This window comes from Tissierella sp. MB52-C2, from assembly GCF_030931715.1.
Taxonomy (GTDB): Bacteria; Bacillota; Clostridia; order Tissierellales; family Tissierellaceae; genus Tissierella.
This window is the reverse complement of record NZ_CP133261.1, coordinates 2,531,810-2,548,915: the sequence shown is the minus strand read 5'-3', so window position 1 is coordinate 2,548,915 and position 17,106 is coordinate 2,531,810. Positions and strand designations below refer to the sequence as shown.

At 30.4% G+C, this 17,106-nt stretch carries 15 protein-coding genes and 2 pseudogenes; all 17 read left to right on the top strand.

Annotation, left to right across the window (positions count from 1 at the left end):
- Window positions 1–70 precede the first annotated feature (70 nt).
- The 17 genes and pseudogenes from RBU61_RS12865 (at window position 71) to RBU61_RS12790 (ending at window position 17,098) form a co-directional block, all read left to right on the top strand.
- Window positions 71–1,855, top strand: coding sequence for a flavocytochrome c (locus tag RBU61_RS12865; RefSeq protein ID WP_308875855.1), 1,785 nt, complete (start codon window positions 71–73; stop codon window positions 1,853–1,855).
- Between the two features lie 342 nt (window positions 1,856–2,197).
- Window positions 2,198–3,640, top strand: coding sequence for a spore germination protein (locus tag RBU61_RS12860; protein ID WP_308875853.1), 1,443 nt, complete (start codon window positions 2,198–2,200; stop codon window positions 3,638–3,640).
- A 4-nt stretch (window positions 3,641–3,644) separates the two neighbouring features.
- Window positions 3,645–4,853, top strand: a complete 1,209-nt coding sequence (locus RBU61_RS12855) for a Ger(x)C family spore germination protein (protein WP_308875851.1) — start codon at window positions 3,645–3,647, stop codon at window positions 4,851–4,853.
- 1 nt (window position 4,854) lies between these two features.
- Complete coding sequence (locus RBU61_RS12850; protein ID WP_308875850.1) at window positions 4,855–5,958, top strand: endospore germination permease; 1,104 nt, start codon at window positions 4,855–4,857, stop codon at window positions 5,956–5,958.
- A 116-nt stretch (window positions 5,959–6,074) separates the two neighbouring features.
- Window positions 6,075–6,281: pseudogene (locus tag RBU61_RS12845) on the top strand (glutaredoxin); the annotation flags it as partial.
- Window positions 6,282–6,383: 102 nt separating this feature from the next.
- On the top strand, window positions 6,384–8,039 hold the full coding sequence (locus tag RBU61_RS12840) for a putative manganese-dependent inorganic diphosphatase (RefSeq protein WP_308875846.1): 1,656 nt from the start codon (window positions 6,384–6,386) through the stop codon (window positions 8,037–8,039).
- A 285-nt stretch (window positions 8,040–8,324) separates the two neighbouring features.
- Entirely contained in the window at window positions 8,325–9,086 is a 762-nt protein-coding gene (locus RBU61_RS12835) for a hypothetical protein (protein ID WP_308875845.1), read from the top strand.
- A gap of 80 nt (window positions 9,087–9,166) precedes the next feature.
- The gene (gene yqeK / locus RBU61_RS12830) at window positions 9,167–9,856 is read left to right on the top strand and encodes a bis(5'-nucleosyl)-tetraphosphatase (symmetrical) YqeK (protein WP_308875844.1); all 690 of its coding nucleotides are present in this window, start codon (window positions 9,167–9,169) and stop codon (window positions 9,854–9,856) included.
- 230 nt (window positions 9,857–10,086) lie between these two features.
- Window positions 10,087–10,596, top strand: a complete 510-nt coding sequence (locus tag RBU61_RS12825) for a GNAT family N-acetyltransferase (protein ID WP_308875842.1) — start codon at window positions 10,087–10,089, stop codon at window positions 10,594–10,596.
- A 54-nt stretch (window positions 10,597–10,650) separates the two neighbouring features.
- A complete protein-coding gene (locus RBU61_RS12820; RefSeq protein WP_308875841.1) occupies window positions 10,651–11,220 on the top strand; it encodes an NUDIX hydrolase in 570 nt (189 codons plus the stop codon).
- 224 nt (window positions 11,221–11,444) lie between these two features.
- Window positions 11,445–12,260 carry a hypothetical protein gene (locus RBU61_RS12815; RefSeq protein WP_308875840.1) on the top strand — a complete coding sequence of 272 codons (816 nt, stop codon included), beginning with the start codon at window positions 11,445–11,447 and terminating at the stop codon, window positions 12,258–12,260.
- 259 nt (window positions 12,261–12,519) lie between these two features.
- Window positions 12,520–12,624: pseudogene (locus tag RBU61_RS19600) on the top strand (NUDIX domain-containing protein); the annotation flags it as partial.
- Between the two features lie 245 nt (window positions 12,625–12,869).
- Complete coding sequence (locus tag RBU61_RS12810; protein ID WP_308875838.1) at window positions 12,870–13,721, top strand: 5'-3' exonuclease H3TH domain-containing protein; 852 nt, start codon at window positions 12,870–12,872, stop codon at window positions 13,719–13,721.
- A gap of 37 nt (window positions 13,722–13,758) precedes the next feature.
- Entirely contained in the window at window positions 13,759–13,896 is a 138-nt protein-coding gene (locus RBU61_RS12805; protein WP_308875836.1) for a hypothetical protein, read from the top strand.
- 205 nt (window positions 13,897–14,101) lie between these two features.
- Window positions 14,102–14,548 (top strand): hypothetical protein, encoded by a 447-nt coding sequence (locus tag RBU61_RS12800; protein ID WP_308875835.1) that lies wholly within the window; start codon window positions 14,102–14,104, stop codon window positions 14,546–14,548.
- Between the two features lie 323 nt (window positions 14,549–14,871).
- Complete coding sequence (locus RBU61_RS12795) at window positions 14,872–15,591, top strand: CPBP family intramembrane glutamic endopeptidase (RefSeq protein ID WP_308875834.1); 720 nt, start codon at window positions 14,872–14,874, stop codon at window positions 15,589–15,591.
- A 658-nt stretch (window positions 15,592–16,249) separates the two neighbouring features.
- On the top strand, window positions 16,250–17,098 hold the full coding sequence (locus RBU61_RS12790; RefSeq protein WP_308875832.1) for a GNAT family N-acetyltransferase: 849 nt from the start codon (window positions 16,250–16,252) through the stop codon (window positions 17,096–17,098).
- Window positions 17,099–17,106: the final 8 nt, after the last annotated feature.

Sequence of the window (17,106 nt, the reverse complement as noted above, 5' to 3'; positions counted from 1 at the left end):
TAAAATGAAAAGCTATGTTAAACTAATAACGATATAAGCGATAAATTAACAAAAATAGGAGGGACAAAATTTGAAAAAGTTTTTAGCATTTTTTCTAGTAATAACTATGGCAGTAGGTTTAGTAGGTTGTAATAAGGCAGAAAACGTAGGTATCAATGAATCTACAGCAGCTATAAAAGATGGTGTGTATGAAGGAGTTGGTACTGGTAAAGGCGGCGAGATAAAAGTTGAAGTAACAATTTCAGATGATACTATCACTGATATAAAGGTATTGAATCATAATGAAACACCAGGATTCGATACTGCAATGGAAACTTTAACAGAAAGTATTATATCTCAAAATAGTCTTGAAGTAGATGGAGTTTCAGGATGTACTTTTACATCTAACGGATTCATAGAAGCGGTAAATGCCGCATTAACTGCAGCAGGAGGAACTCCAGAAATGTTGAAGAAAACTGATATTACATCTTCAAGTGGAGTAAAGGAAGAAGTTACGGAAACTCATGACATAGTAATAATTGGTGCTGGGGGAGCAGGCCTTTCTGCAGCTATTGAGGCTAAATCAGCTGGTGCAGATGTAATCGTTTTAGAAAAAATGCCTATGGCTGGTGGAAATACCTTGATTTCAGGTGCTGAATATGCTGCACCAAACAATTGGTTACAGAAGGAGGAAGGTATTGAAGACAGTATAGAGCTTCATGTAGAAGACACCTTAAAAGGTGGAGATAATGAGGCAAATGAAGAGTTAGTTAGGGTTTTAGCAGAAAATGCTCTTGCAGGTGCTGAGTGGCTAAGAGATGAAGTAGGGGTAGTATGGGAAGATGAGTTAATGTTTTTTGGTGGACATTCAGTTAAGAGAAGTTTAGTTCCAGCAGGAGCTAGCGGAAGAGAAATCATATCTAAGCAACTTGCAAAGGCTGAAGAAATGAATATCCCTGTTCTTTTAAATACTAAAGCAACAGCTTTAATTACAGATGAGAATGGAAAAGTTATAGGAGTAGAAGCAGAAGGGGAAAATAAAAATTATACTTTTAATACTAACAAAGCAGTAATCATAGCATCAGGAGGATTTGGCTCTAATGTAGAGATGAGAGTTAAATATAACCCTGATATAGATGAAACAATCTTATCAACTAACTCAACTGGTAGTACAGGTGATGGTATTACAATGGCTGAAAAAATAGGAGCATCTTTAGTAGGCATGGAACGTATTCAAACATATCCAATATGTGACCCACTAACTGGAACATTACTTTACTATGATGATGCAAGATTATATGGTCATACGGTTATTGTAAATAAAGAAGGAAAGCGTTTTGTAGAAGAATTAGGTAGACGTGATGTAATGTCTATGGCTATTAAGGATCAAACTGGTCATGTGTGCTATGAGCTACTTGATCAAAAAGGATTTGAAGCAAGTAAATTACAAGAAAATCATGGACCAGAACTTGATTACTTATATAAAAATGATTTATTAGTAAAAGCTGATACTATAAAAGAAGCTGCTGATTTCTTCGGAATTAATGCAGCAGAATTACAGAAAACTGTTGATAAATACAATGGATATGTGGCAGATGGAAAAGACCCAGAATTCAACAAAAGAAGTTTACCTTCAACTGTAGAAGTTGGTCCATTTTATATTTTAAAAGCTACTCCGGCAGTTCACCATACAATGGGTGGTATAAAAATTAATACAAATGCTCAAGTATTAGATACAGAAGGAAATGTAATAGAGGGATTATATGCAGCAGGTGAAGTAACAGGAGGAATTCAAGGTGCTAATAGATTAGGTAGTAATGCCCTTGCTGATATTACAGTATTCGGTAGAATTGCTGGACAAAACGCAGCTAAATAGCGTTTAAACATAAAAAATTAAGATAATAAAAGGCTCTTCCAGATTATTGGAAGAGCCTTTAGAACTATTTATTGAGGCTTTATTCTGAATAATGAACTATCTAAGAAGAGAGTGAGGGAAGATAGTAGATATATTTAAATATAAAATGGCTATACAGTAGGACAATTTGAGGGATTAATATACATTCTGTATATTAGAAAACAACTTTAGAAGTTTTATGTTCTAGAGTTGTTTTTTATTTTGCTTTGTTATAATAGTAAATTTTTTAATATTACTATTTATTAAATAATAAAATAAGACTTGGCAATAATAACCATAACTCTACTATAAAGGATGATATGAATGATTTCGAAAAGTATAAGAGAGAATAGAGAAAATATAATAAATGCTTTCCATAGTACTGGAGATTTGGTAGCCTATGAATTTGAAACTAACTCTAATATAAAGATGATGGCAGTATATTTCGAAGGCTTCATAGATAGAGATATTTTTGATAGAGATATATTAAAACCTTTAATACTTAGATTAGAAAAGCCTGAAAATTTTAAAAGAACTATTTTTATTTCTCAAATTGAAAAAACAAATTCAATGGAAAATATAATAGATCGGCTTCCAAACGGAATGATAGCCTTATTTATGGAAGGTATAAATATTGGCTATACAGTTGAAATAAGTAAATGGGCAAAGCGAAATATAGAAGAACCAGGTTCAGAATCAGTTGTCAGAGGACCAAAGGAAGGATTCATAGAGGATATATCAGTAAATAAAGTGCTTGTAAGGAGGATTTTGAGAAATAACAACCTAGTATTCGAGGATTATATTCTAGGAAAACAGACTAGAACTTCTGTTAGTCTAGCTTATATTAAGGGAATTGTAAATGAGGATGTCTTAGATGAAGTCAGAAAAAGACTAGAGAAAATAAATATAGATGCTATATTGGAAAGTGGATATATAGAAGAACTTATAGAAGATAGCCCAAGATCCATGTTTTCAACAATTGGAAATGTGGAAAAACCTGATATAATAGCGGCTAAGATTTTGGAAGGTAGAGTTGCCATACTTACTGATGGGACACCTCATGTTTTGACCATTCCTAAACTTTTTGTAGAAGGATTAATGGCAAGTGAGGATTATTATTTAAGGCCTTATTATGCTTCTTTTTTAAGGCTATTAAGATACTTTGCCATGATGGTAACTGTATATTTACCTGGAGTATTTGTAGCTTTACAACTTTATCATCAGGAAATGATTCCTACTCCATTGTTAATAAGTGCAGCGGGAGCAAGGGAAGGGGCGCCTTTCCCCATAATGATAGAGGTATTCCTACTAACTTTGGCACTAGAATTAACAAAGGAATCGGGACTTAGACTTCCTAAAAATATTGGTAATACAGTAAGTATAGTTGGAGCATTGATATTAGGTCAAGCAGCCGTTCAGGCAGGAATAGTAAGCGGACTTACAGTAATTGTAGTTTCAGCGTCAGCTATATCAGAATTCATTATTCCAGAATTAGTACAAGGAATCGTTGTACTAAGATTTATTATTATACTATTAGGTGGAGTCTCAGGCCTTTATGGGGTTACTTGTGGATTTATGATTATAACCGCCTATATGGTATCCCTAGATTCCTTTGGTATACCTTACTGTTGGCCTATAGCTCCTAGGAATATGGAAGGTCTTACAAAGGACACATTTACAAGAGCACCTATATGGAAATTTATATTTAGACCAGCGGGAATAGAAAAGAATAATCTTAAAAGGCAAAATATAAATAGGGAGAGATAAATATATGAAGAAGATTATTTTTCTAAATATATTGGTTATATTGGTATTATTTCTTACAGGATGCTGGGATTCTAAAGAATTAAATAAACTTGGTATCTCGTTAATCATGGGTGTTGATATGGAAAATGACAAAGTATTATTGACAGTAGGATTTATAAAACCCATTTCGGCACAGGAATCTAATATGGAGCAAGATGTTTCTGTAAAATATGTGCAGGGCGTTGGAAATAATATGCTTGAAGCTTTTAGAGATATAACATTGAAGTTTGACCGTCGTGTATTTGCTTCCCATAATAAGATTGTCATCTTTGGAGAGGAGTTTGCGAAGCAAGGATTAATTGATCATATAGATGAATTATTTAGAGATAGGGAGCAAAGAGAAACATCGTATATTTTAGTTGCGAAAGGGTCTAAGGCCTATGATGTAATGGGTATTAATCCGGGATTAGAACAAATGCCCGCAAACTATATACTAAATCTTGTTAGAAATACAAATAGTAACCCAAAAGCAATGGATACTAATTTTATAGATTATATAAAACACCATTATCATAAAGGACATCATCCAGTAGTGGGAATAATACAAAAAAGAAAAAGAGAAATAGTTGATAAATCTGCAAGTGCAAGTAAGGCTTCAGAATATGAATTATCAATCTTAGGGTCTGCCATATTTGATAAAGATAGCTTGGTAGGATATTTAAACGGAAATGATACTAAGGCTCTAAACTTTTTTATGGATAATGTAAAAATGGGGATTGTAACATTTCCTACACCAATACCTTTAAAAAATGAGGGCAAGTCTAATAGTTTAAGTTCTGTATATATAATTAACAATAAAACTAAAAATGATGTAGAAATATTAGATGGAAAAATAATACTTAAGACAAAAATCAAGTTAAGATCTTCCCTTGGGGAAGTAGTAGGTGATATAGATATATCCAAGGAAGAAAATATTAAAAAAATGGAAGAAGCCTGTTCTAAGGCTATAGAAGAAGCGCTCAAAGAGGCATTAAGAAAAGGGCAAGAGGTTCATAAATTAGATATCTTCGGTTTTGGTCTAGTATTTCATAGGAAGTATCCGAAACTATGGAAGGAAATAGAGAATAATTGGGATGAAATATTTTCAGAAGCAGAGTTTCAGATAGAAGTCGACACTAATATAATAAGGACAGGATTAATAAACACACCAATTAATAGAGTAAAGGTGAAATAATATGGAAAATATAAAGGCAAGAAATAAAGTAGCTTATAATCAGATACTACTCTTAATGGTATTATATAGAATAATGGTAGGACTAACTTACATGCCAGCAGTGAATACTGTTCCGGCTAATCAAGATGTTTGGATATCAACTTTGTTATCAATTGGCTACACCATAATATTTAATTTACCTCTAATTTATCTAAGCAATAAGTTTAATAAATTAAATTTATTGGAGTTCGCAAATAAGATTATGGGAAGATTTATTGGAGGGATAATAGGAGTATTTTATTTTCTTACATTTTTATTTTCCAGTACTATAATTGTTAGTACATTAGTTGAAATATTAGATGCTTCCTTATTTCCAGCGACTCCTACCTGGTTTACTGCTTCAATTATAATATTAACTTGTGCATATATTTCCTCCAGAGGTTTAAGAAATATAGCTAGACTTGGTGAAATAATAATTCCTATTGTAATAATAATTATTTTTTTGATTGTAGGATTAGGATATAAAAACTATAATATTAATGAGTTACTACCAGTTTTTATGGATTCTACATTTGGAGAAATAAATTTAGGTGCTATAGAAACTTCTTTAAAGTTTTATGACATATTAATATTGGTTATGGTAACACCTAATTTGGAAAACAAAAAGGATTTAAACAGGATATTCGTAAAGTCTATAATATACTCGATCTTAATATTTATATTGTTTCTAATACCTACTCAACTAACTTTAGGTATAGAGTTTGCAAAACACGTAAACTTTCCATTTCTAACATTTACTAGAATACTTCAAATAGGAGAAATTCAAGGGTTTGACTTATTATATATAACATCCTGGATAATGGGAAATACCCTAAAAATTGCAGGTTATTTTTATTTTACTACTGTAGCTTTAGGAGAGTTGATAAATAGGAAAAATCAGATATTTATTATTCCAATATCTATTATAATATTTATTTCAGTAATTTTTATAAAGGATAGACGATCTATATTAGCAGTACCAAATCCTTTTAATACAATTTTTTCTATAGTATCTATTATAGCTAGTATAGTTATTCCATTAATCATGCTAATAGTGTATTTTTTCAGAAGAAAAAGATTAAAGTAGAAGTATAGAAATAATCTTCTGAAAAGTATATAATTGGATATATAATTTAAATTGGAGGGAAAGTAATGAAAAAAATAATAGTATTTGGAAGTAAACACTGACCAGGATGTGAACCAGCGAAAGAGTATCTTTCCAATCATGATGTTAAATTTGTATATCTAGATATTAGTGAAAATATGTTGAATTTAAAGATGTTTTTAAAATATAGAGATAACTATGAAGTATTCAATGAAATTAAGGAGGCTGGAAAAGTAGGTCTACCTTGTATAGTAGTAAATGATGGTGAACAAATTATATTTGACTATAATGAATTAGAAATATAGTATAGCTGATGGTTACCATCAGCTTTTTATACTTTGATATTAGAGATTAAATGATATAATATTATTACATAACAAAAGATAAGGATTAAAAGGAGGTTAAGTATGAAGGAAACAGTATACATAACAGGACATAAAAATCCTGATTCAGATTCTATATGTGCAGCCTTAGCATATGCAGAGTATAAAAATGCCAACGGAGATATTAATGCTATTCCTGTAAGACTTGGAGAAATCAATAGAGAAACTAAATTTATATTAGAATACTTTGGAGTTTCAGCACCTACTCTTTTGGAAACAGTAAGACTTAGTGTTGAAGATTTAAATTTTGATAAAATAGCTCCTATTAGTCCAGATATATCGCTTCGTATGGCTTTAGAGTTAATGAAGAAGAACAATTTAAATAGTCTTCCAGTTATAGATGAAAACGAGCAATTAACAGGAATAGTAACTATATCAGATATAATAGGGGCATATATAGATGTTTGGGATAATGGAATATTGGGAAAATCAGGAACTAGTATAGATAATATTATAGATACTCTGTCTGCTAAGACAGTTATAATTTCACATAATATGAAGTCCATTACAGGGAAGCTTTTAGTTTTAGCTATGGAGCCTAAATCTATAGGAGGATATATAGAAGAAAATGATATAGTCATATGTGGAGATAGAAAAGATGCCCAAGAATTAGCCATCAATAAGGGTATTTCATTAATGATTGTAACTGGAAATGTAGAAGTAGAAGAAGAAATAATAAGTTTAGCTGAGGAAAATGGAATAATTATAATATCAACACCCCATGATACTTTTACCACATCTAGGCTAATAGCTCAATCAGTTCCCATTAGTCATGTAATGACTAGGGATAATTTAATAGTGTTTAATCTTGATGATCTAGTAGACAATGTAAGAGAAACAATGTCACAAACTAGATTTAGATCATATCCTGTCATAGATGATGATAATAACAATAAAGTAGTAGGGTTAATATCTAGGTATCACCTAATATCCAGTATGAAGAAAAAGGTAATCTTAGTAGACCATAATGAAAGAAGTCAGTCTGTAGATGGTTTAGAGGAATGTGAGATATTGGAAATTATAGATCACCATAGGGTGGCAGATGTGTTTACAGGTAATCCAATATACTTTAGAAATGAACCTGTTGGAAGCACATCCACTATAATTGCATCAATATTATTTGAAAATGGCAGAAGACCTTCAAAGAAAATGGCAGGAATACTTTCTGCTGCCATAATTTCTGATACTTTGTTATTTAAATCTCCTACATCTACTAATGTAGATAGAATGATACTAGAAAGACTGGCAAGAATTGCAGATTTAGATGTGGAGGAATTTGCCATGGAGATGTTTAAGGCAGGAACTTCTTTAGTGGGGAGAACACCACAGGAATTACTAAAACAAGATTTCAAAACCTTTACCATAGAGGAAGATAATATTGGTATAGCACAAGTATATACAATGGATCCAGAAAGCTTAAAGGATATGAAAACTGACTTAATATCCCTAATGGAAGAAAGAGCAAAGGAAAGAGGATACTCTATATTTATACTGATGTTAACAGATATATTTAAGGAAGCTTCAGAAATGGTAGTAGTAGGAAAAAATAAGGAATTAGTGGCTAAAGCCTTTGGAAAAACTCTTGTAAATAACTCTTTTTATGCACCAGGAGTTCTTTCAAGAAAAAAACAAGTAGTGCCACCGATTACAACTACATTAACAAATATTAAAGAATTGTAGAATTAAATGTAAGTAAATTAAAAGCTATAGTAATCAGAGGATTATTATGGCTTTTTTGTATATAAATTAGTACTTAAAGATAATATTTATTGGTATAAATCGTAATAAATGAGGAATAAAGAAAGATTTTGGGAAAAGAAGGAATTTGGAAAGAAAAATAGAATAGTATTATGGAAGATATTTAATTATTTAGGTTATATATTTTAGTTAAATATTAATATAATTATATGAAATAATGAGTAATTATTATAATTAAATAAATTGAGACTAAAGGAGGGTATTAGAATGAAGTTGATATATAAAGATCCAGGATACAAATATTCTGCGGAATCAATTTCAGAGTTTATAAAACAGGATGAGTTTTGGAGTGAGCCAATATTTCATTTCTTTCCTGAATTGATAGAGTTCAAAGGCTTGTTTAATAAGAGTAGTGATAATAAGAATATTATTGAAGAAATTTTAGGAACAGTTCTTGAATTATATAAATCAAGAGAAAAAGAAATACAAAGCAAAGTTATTTCATATCAAGAAAATTGGAATAGATACGAAAAATTAATTAATGAGCGTTTTTCTTCGATCTTTGAATTTGATACTAGAGAAGTTTTCAATGATTTAGTATGTAATATAACATTAAATCCTATAAGTCCTAGATACTTAAAAGAACATACCTTTGATGTGTTTTATATGAATAGCGATGCGGGTTCAATAGGTTCAGCACTACATGAGATTGTTCATTATCTATGGTTTTATTTATGGAATCAAAAATATAAGGACTCCTATGAACAATACGAATCTCCTAGTTTAATTTGGATTTTAAGTGAGGCTGTAGTAGAACAAATCCTTAAAGATAAAGAACTTGATAAAATCAATCCATACCATAAAAATGGAAATGCCTATCCTTATTTTTATAAAATGAATATTGGTGGAAGGCTATTATATGATTATCTAGATGAAATATATAAAGATAATTCCATAGATAAATTTATGGACAAGAGCTATAAATTTATGGTTAAAAATGAAGAAGAAATAAGAAGTCAAATGCTATAAAAGCCAATTAAAGTAAGCTTATATACTTTTACAGATGAATCTAAGAGAAAGTATATATGTATCGAATTGGTGAATGGTACTTGAATATTATACTATATTTAAGGATAGGAGAGAGAGTTATAGAAAATAGAATAGAAAAGGGAGCTTGTATGCATCCAACTTTAATGGAATTGAAGGAGCAGTTAGAGATTACAGGAAATATAGTTGAAGATGGCATTAATCTACTTTATAAGTATGAAAAACATATTGTTGCTGAGCATTCAAAGAATGTAGCAGTTGAGGCAGAACGACTTGCAGATTTACTTGGAGAAAACTGTACCAGTGCAAGAATAGCAGGTGCCTTACATGATATTAGTGCTATTATCCCAGACCATAAGAAGATAGAGATTGCAGAGTCTTTAGATATAGATATTTTAGATGAGGAGAGGGAATTTCCCTCCATCATTCATCAAAAAATATCTAGAGAAATTGCCAATATATTATTTGGAATAACAAATGAAGAAATTCTAAGCGCTATTTGTTGTCATACAACACTAAAGAGTAATCCAACTAGACTAGAAATGATTTTGTTTATTGCAGATAAATTAAAATGGGATCAGAAGGGAATACCACCTTATTTAGATAATGTAAAAAATGGTTTAGAAAAATCATTGGAACATGGAGTATTTATTTTTATAAAATATTTATATGAAAATAAATCTAATCTAAAAGTATTACATCCTTGGCTTATTGAAGCATATAACTTTTTTAGTGAATTAATAGGTGCATAGTCAAATATTATATAAAACATCAAGAGAATTGTAGGTTTAAGAAATTAAAAGCTATAGTAATCAGAGGATTATTATAGCTTTTGTGTATAGATCAGTGTTTAAATATAATATTCATTGGTGTAAAGCGTAAGTAACAGAGAATAAAGAAAGATTTCAGAAAAAGAAGGAGTTTGGAAAGAAAAGTAGAATAGTATATGGTGAGAAAAAATTCATATTTGAGGTAGATTAAGATGATTGAGACTGAAAGACTATTATTAAAGAAGATATCTGAAGAAGACATAGATTTGATTTTCGAAATTAATAATGATCCCGGGTGTATAGAGTTTAATGGATGGGATTCAATGTCTTTGGAGAAATGCAAGGACGTAATTGATAATTGGATAGATAAATATAAGAATTCAGAACTAATTGGAGTGTTTTGTGTTAAGTACAAAGATACTAACGATAAAATCGGAATGGCGTATATTATCGATTATAAAGAGCCAAATCAGTTTGAAATAGGATTTAGGCTTCGAAGTGCCTGCTGGAACAGGGGCTATGCCAAGGAGATAACACAAGGATTCACTAGATATGCTGAGAACAAATTGAAGGCAAATGAGGTAGTTGCAGAAGTATTTAGAGGAAATTTAAGGTCAAGGAATGTGTTTGAAAAGTTGGGATTTGAAGAATCTGTACATCCAGATGGTGAAGATGGCTTGATATATAGACATGCTATTAATAAAGGTAAAAGATTGGGGTAGAGAAGGAGATTTAGGTTACATAGCAGAAAATAGGAAAGAAAAGCAGGTGGGAATGTGAGTTGGGTTAATTTAATAAAAGAATTTGTTCCTTTTAATGAACAAGAGAGAAAAGACAAGGAAGCAACATTGAGGTACATAAATATGTTTGATGATATTCTAGAAAGAGATAATGAAATGATTCATATAACAAGTTCTGGGTTTGTTATAAATAAAAATAGGGATAAAGTATTGATGGTAAATCATAATATATTTAATGCTTGGTCTTTAACAGGAGGACATGCAGATGGCGAGGAAGATTTAATAGGTGTTGCTATGTCAGAGATTATAGAAGAAACTGGAGTAAAAGACATTCTTCCTATCACTGATAAGATTATTTCATTAGATATTTTACCTGTATTCGGACACATTAGAAAAGGAAAGTATATTACATCACATTTACATATATCGGTTACATATTTATTTCAGGTTGATGAGAATGAACCAGTTATTGTTAAACAAGATGAGAATAGTGATGTCAAGTGGATACCATTCAATGAAATAGATATTTATTCAAGTGAATCTCATATGAAGAAAGTCTATAACAAAATAATATCTAAAATTGAAAACTTAGTTATATCAGTATGAAGTCATACAAAGCAGTAAGTTGGTTCAGATATGTTACCAATCTGAAATTTTAGGCAATATACAAGCTAGGAGGGAATAAATGAAGGAATGGAAAAACCACATAAATGATAGCAAGGAAAGATGGGAAAAGAATGCAGAATTTTGATAAGGCAGTTGCAAATATATCTATATAAAGATTTTGAAAATTAATAATAGGTTTATTATATATAATAAGGATGATGAAAATGGAAAAGACTAAATTAATTATGTTTGAGGGTATACCAGGTTCAGGCAAAACAACCACATCTCAATTACTATATACATATCTTAAAGAAGTTGGTATAAATTCAGAAGTTTATATTGAAGGTAGTGAACATCCAATTGATTTACCTTTTTATGCTTATCTTACGAAGTCTGAATACAACAATTTACTAATGAGATTTCCTCAACAAGCAGAATGGATTCGATTAAACTCTATTATAGAAAATGATTATATTTTAACACCTTATAAAGTACCTGAGCCGGAACCGTGGAGTGATGAATTAGCTGAGTATTTATCTTTTAAAGAATTTTGTTATTCAAATAAGCCAATTGTTCCATTTAATACATATAAAAGGGTATTTTATACGCGTTTTGAACAGTATGTTACAAGAATGCGCAATATAGACGCATTAACAATTTTTGAGAGTGTCCTATTTCAGCATCAAATTCATGATATCAATAGATTGTATCCTCAAATCTCAGAAGATGAAATCATCGAATATATAAGAAATCTTGCAGTTATAATGAGCCCATTAAATCCAGTGTTATTGTATATGTCACAAAATAGTGTTGAAGAATCATTGAGACATACAGCTATTATTCGCTCAAAACCAAAATGGTCAGATCCTGAAACAGTAGACTATTATATAAAACGCAAAAATTTGGAACTTAAAATAGCCAAGTTATTACCTTTTCGTTTTTATATTTTGAATAATACAGATAGAGATTGGAATAAGATGTTTGATAGTATTAAGAGCATTCTCGATTGCGAATTCAAAGATGTCATGAACTCCGTATAACACCTTGTCTACGCAGTGAGAGCTCTTAAATATAAGAATGCTATGTGACAGAATGACATTGTTTTATTATGAAACTCTAGGAATTGGTAAAAGAATAAAGATAAACTTAAAAAATGAATAATCAACTAGGGAGGAAAAAATGAACTATATAAAGGAAATGAGAGAGCTTATTGGTAATAGGCCATTAATGTTAGTTGGGACAAGTATTATTGCCTGCATAGATGGACAAGTATTATTATAGAAAAGAGCTGATAATGGATTATGGGGGGATCCCGGCGGGTGCATGGAGATATTCGAAACACCAGAAGAGTCTGCAAAAATGGAATTTACTGAAGAGACAGGATATATTGCAAAAAAATATTAAGTTGGAAAGACAAACCTATCATTTGATGAAGAAATGCTAGAAATTGGCTGGTTTCCAATAGAGAAGTTACCATTAGAATTAACAGTTACAACAGAAGATGTTCTTGAACAATTTAAAGAAAAATATTGTGGAAATACTTTATAGACTTTATAGAATGCGGTGTATGCTTTTCTAGAACATGTTCTAGATTCCAATGTCGTTCTATAACATAATACATTTAAAAACCTGGGGAGGTAAGCTTGTATATGGAAAGGTTATTATTAGTAGATGGACATAACCTACTGTTTCAAATGTTTTATGGAATACCTGCAAGAATACTGGGTAAAGATAACAAGCCTATTCATGCAATAGTAGGTTTCCTAGGGGCATTATTAAAAATAATAAAAAATATTGAACCATCTAATATTGTTGTTATTTTTGATGGTGAAAGTGGAAGCGACCGTGTAGAAATTAATCCAGAATATAAAGCTAACAGAATGGATTACACTGATATTGAAGAAAGTGATAATCCTTTTTCACAGTTAGAAGATATAATGAAATCTTTAGGATACATAGATATAAGATATTTTGAAACAACCAATGGTTTTGAGGCAGATGATGTCATTGCAAGTTATGTAAAAATGTATAGAGAAAAAATGAAGATATTTATTGTTTCAAATGATACTGATTTTTTACAACTTGTTGATAAGAATGTATCTTTATACGTTTATCGTGGTAAAAACACAATTATATATGATGAAGAAAAAGTATTTCAACGGTACGGAGTCAAATCAGCCTTGTTTGCAGATTATAAAGCTCTTATTGGCGATAAGTCTGATAATTTAAAAGGGGTTCCCAAAGTTGGACCTAAAACTGCAACAAAGCTGATTAATCAGTATGGTGGTGTGCATAATATTCTAGAAAACTTAACAAATATACAACTGCCATCAATAAAAACAACACTTAATGAAAACATCACAAGAGTTAAAGTTAATTTAGATTTGATTAAATTAACTGGAAATGCTCCTTTACCTTTTTTAATTGATGATACTATATATAACTATAATAATGAAAAGTCTGCAACTATGAAAATCCTTAAAGATACTGGTATTATTTAGTGAGACTAGTATGAGAAATGGAATAAAGTATTCATAATTGATGAATAAAATAACTGTGGAAACTGAAGATAAAAAGGAAGTCGAAGATACTTATATTCCATATTTTCAAGGATGTGACCCTGGCGTGAGTTTTATATCATCTTATGATAGAAAAGTAATACAAGCATTACTATAGTAAGTAATTTTTGGACAACGTTTAGAAATTAAGAAGGGACATATCAAATATACTTAATAACTCAATTCTCATTTCGGGATATTCCTTATTGATCTTAAAAAGATATACTCGTAATGGTATTTTATTTAAAATGAAAGCCTAGTAAATATAAAAGAGATTCTACGTTTTGTTAATATAATCATTATGAATCTAAGGAGAGAATAATATGCTAAGTGATGATATAACTAAAATGATACAAGAAGATAAAATTAAGATTAGGAATCAAAGCCATGAACGTTGTATTGAATTATTTTACCCTTTCATGTATGCATATAAGCAGAACAAGAATACAATAAAAGGATTGTTTAGTTCTTATATTGATCAGGTATTAACAACTAGTTATCGTGAGACGGCTTGCTTTAATGGGAGATATGATAATGGCATTCGAAAAGGACCTGATAAAGTTCATCTATACATCCAATTTGATGATGTGAGATTAAATCTTTATTATGTGAGGGATCTAGATGATTTGAAGGATGCGATTGAATATACAGAAGAATTAGATTATGAATATAAAGTTTTAGTATATGAACCCAATATGGATATATACATTCATGAGATTAATCATGATAATTTGATATTAATTAAAGTTGAGGAAGTTGAGAAATTGTGATAGCGCTTGGTAGTCGACTTATTAATAAGGAAAACTTTAAATTTCTTACAAGATGAGTTAAAAATGGTTACTTTTTGAGTCTGAAAATAATATGAAATAGGTAAGATTTTAGATCCGATATTTTAGTGAGGACAATAAAGGATTCGGATATGTTAGTAATGATATACCTGAATTGGGAATGGCATTAAGATCAGAATATAGAGGTAAAGGGATGGTACAGCGCTATTAAGAAAGCTATTCGATGAGCAGAAAGAGAAGGGAATAAGACAAATATCATTAAGTGTAGACCAAGGAATAGTTATATTTACTGAGGAGTGATTTGGATGAATAAGCAAAAGTTTAATAATTATATAGCTATACCAATAATAATTTCATTACTTTATACAATTTATTTTTATGTAGTAATAAAGTTCATTATAGAATGCAATATGCTGATTAGTATTAATAATATTACGATTAATAATGTAGGCACAAAATTTATTGGTGATTTTTTCATAATGTTATTAGTTCCACTTATTTTGGTAGTGATTTATAGAAAAAAGTTAATAGAATTCAAACTTCAGTTTATACATACATATCTTCAATACGTTTTAATAGCAATTATGATGGTACTTTTTCTTTTACATGGAGATTTTACAATAAGAGGGTATTATAAGTTTTTCTTTTATCTAGTTGTAGTTGGTTTTGGAGAAGAATTTATTTTTCGTGGATACGTTTATAATGAGTTGCTAAGACATAATAAGTTTTTGGCGGTTATTGTAAGTGGTTTCTTTTGGGGTATTTTACATGCAGTATTGCCGGGACTATTGGCTGGAGATGGTTTAAGGCAAATAGGAATTAGAATGCTCAGTGATATAGGTGAAGGAATTGTTGCAGGTTACTACTTTATATATCTTCTAGAGAAATCCAAATCACTATTTATACCTGTATTTGTTCATGCAATATTAGATTATACAGTAGGAGGAATAGGAGTTCTTACTGCTATAGGCACAGGAGTTTATTTTTTTATACTAGATAGAAAGAAATTACATAAGTCATTATAGATAAATAAAATAATGCATTGATTGTTGAGGTTTTGATATACAGGATAGCAGTTAACAATGTACTTACGTAAAGGTGTAAAGAGGGTGCAATCCTAGAGCAATGTATATACCACATGGAGCCTTCGCTAAGAAGTAAGGCTTTGGTGTTCGATTCAGCGATGTCTGAAATACTAGGCTGTTATATGCCATTAATTAGAATGAACCCCCTAGTTTTTATAAAGTTATGTGAGGAGAAAAAGAATGAATTAAAACATGAAGTTAGAAATAATAAAAAACTTTAAGTCTAGGAATATAGATGTTACTTTCTTTGAAATTTTAGAGGATGTTAAGGGTAGAGAATAAATGATTTAATCCCCATAGATTGTTCAGTAGGCATTGGAAATTCAAAAACTTTGAAGGAAATAAATATCTCAAAGCTATTAAAGGAAAGGGGAAATATTGTATTCGGTAAAACATTATGGCAATACTTTATAGACTATATAGAATACGGTATATGCCTTGTTAGAACAGGTTCTAGGTTCTAATATCGCTAAGGCTCGGCATGTCATAAGACATGGTGATGGGGATGTTCTTTTGGGCCCTATTGAATAAAAGCAAGATATCGCTAATTATAAAATAATTCAGAGTAAAAAAATTTATATTTGATGAGGTGTAAAAGATGATTAAAGGTGTAGATATATCAGATTTAGAACGCGTAGCAAAGTATGCATATCAACTTAATTTAGATCCACAACATAAGTGTAAAGCATTTCCTACTGATTATAATGATATTTTAAGACAATTTGAAAATATGATTAATCATCCTAATGATGAATTACTGATATTAACAGATGATATTAACATTTTAGGTGTGTTGGCTTTACTTGTAGAACCAGAAGATATGTATTTAGAGGCTATAGGTGGAGTTTTCGCGGAAAATAATTATGAAGCTGTAGCGAAGGAGTTTTATGCATATTTGAAAGATAGTTATAAGGGATATCGGTTTGATGCAGCTTATCCTGAGGAGAATGAACAGGCAATAAATTTTATGGAGTCAATTGGAGCTGAGTTATTAGATCTTGATTATGAATTGAGATTAAGTAAGAATGAATATAAGAGCATAGCTGAAATTGGCAATATTATCGTGTTGAACGAAAAGCATTATGAGAGTTTTATTGAGATTCATAATAAGTTTTACCCTAATGTATATTGGACAGGAGAGAGATTATTAGAGGCTTTGGATAAATTTGATATCTTTATTATCTTAGAGGGGGATGAAGTAGTAGGTTCAATTGTTACTAGCAAGTTTTCGAATGAGATTTATTTAATGGAAGTAGCAGAAGATAAACAAAATCTTGGCTATGGAACAGCTTTAATCAATAAGTCGATAAAACATGCTAGTAATAATGGGGCTGATGAGCTGATGGTCATGGTAGGGAAGAATAATTCGGTTGCAATTCATCTGTATGAAAAGTTGGGATTTAAAAAAACAGATACATGTTTAACATATTCTATGAAGTTAGGATAATTTATGGA

Excerpts from the sequence above, each read along its gene's own strand:
- RBU61_RS12860 (WP_308875853.1), top strand. The coding sequence starts at position 2,198 with ATGATTTCGAAAAGTATAAGAGAGAATAGAGAAAATATAATAAATGCT.
- RBU61_RS12855 (WP_308875851.1), top strand. The coding sequence starts at position 3,645 with ATGAAGAAGATTATTTTTCTAAATATATTGGTTATATTGGTATTATTT.
- RBU61_RS12850 (WP_308875850.1), top strand. The coding sequence starts at position 4,855 with ATGGAAAATATAAAGGCAAGAAATAAAGTAGCTTATAATCAGATACTA.
- RBU61_RS12840 (WP_308875846.1), top strand. The coding sequence starts at position 6,384 with ATGAAGGAAACAGTATACATAACAGGACATAAAAATCCTGATTCAGAT.
- RBU61_RS12835 (WP_308875845.1), top strand. The coding sequence starts at position 8,325 with ATGAAGTTGATATATAAAGATCCAGGATACAAATATTCTGCGGAATCA.
- RBU61_RS12825 (WP_308875842.1), top strand. The coding sequence starts at position 10,087 with ATGATTGAGACTGAAAGACTATTATTAAAGAAGATATCTGAAGAAGAC.
- RBU61_RS12815 (WP_308875840.1), top strand. The coding sequence starts at position 11,445 with ATGGAAAAGACTAAATTAATTATGTTTGAGGGTATACCAGGTTCAGGC.
- RBU61_RS12810 (WP_308875838.1), top strand. The coding sequence starts at position 12,870 with ATGGAAAGGTTATTATTAGTAGATGGACATAACCTACTGTTTCAAATG.
- RBU61_RS12800 (WP_308875835.1), top strand. The coding sequence starts at position 14,102 with ATGCTAAGTGATGATATAACTAAAATGATACAAGAAGATAAAATTAAG.
- RBU61_RS12795 (WP_308875834.1), top strand. The coding sequence starts at position 14,872 with ATGAATAAGCAAAAGTTTAATAATTATATAGCTATACCAATAATAATT.
- RBU61_RS12790 (WP_308875832.1), top strand. The coding sequence starts at position 16,250 with ATGATTAAAGGTGTAGATATATCAGATTTAGAACGCGTAGCAAAGTAT.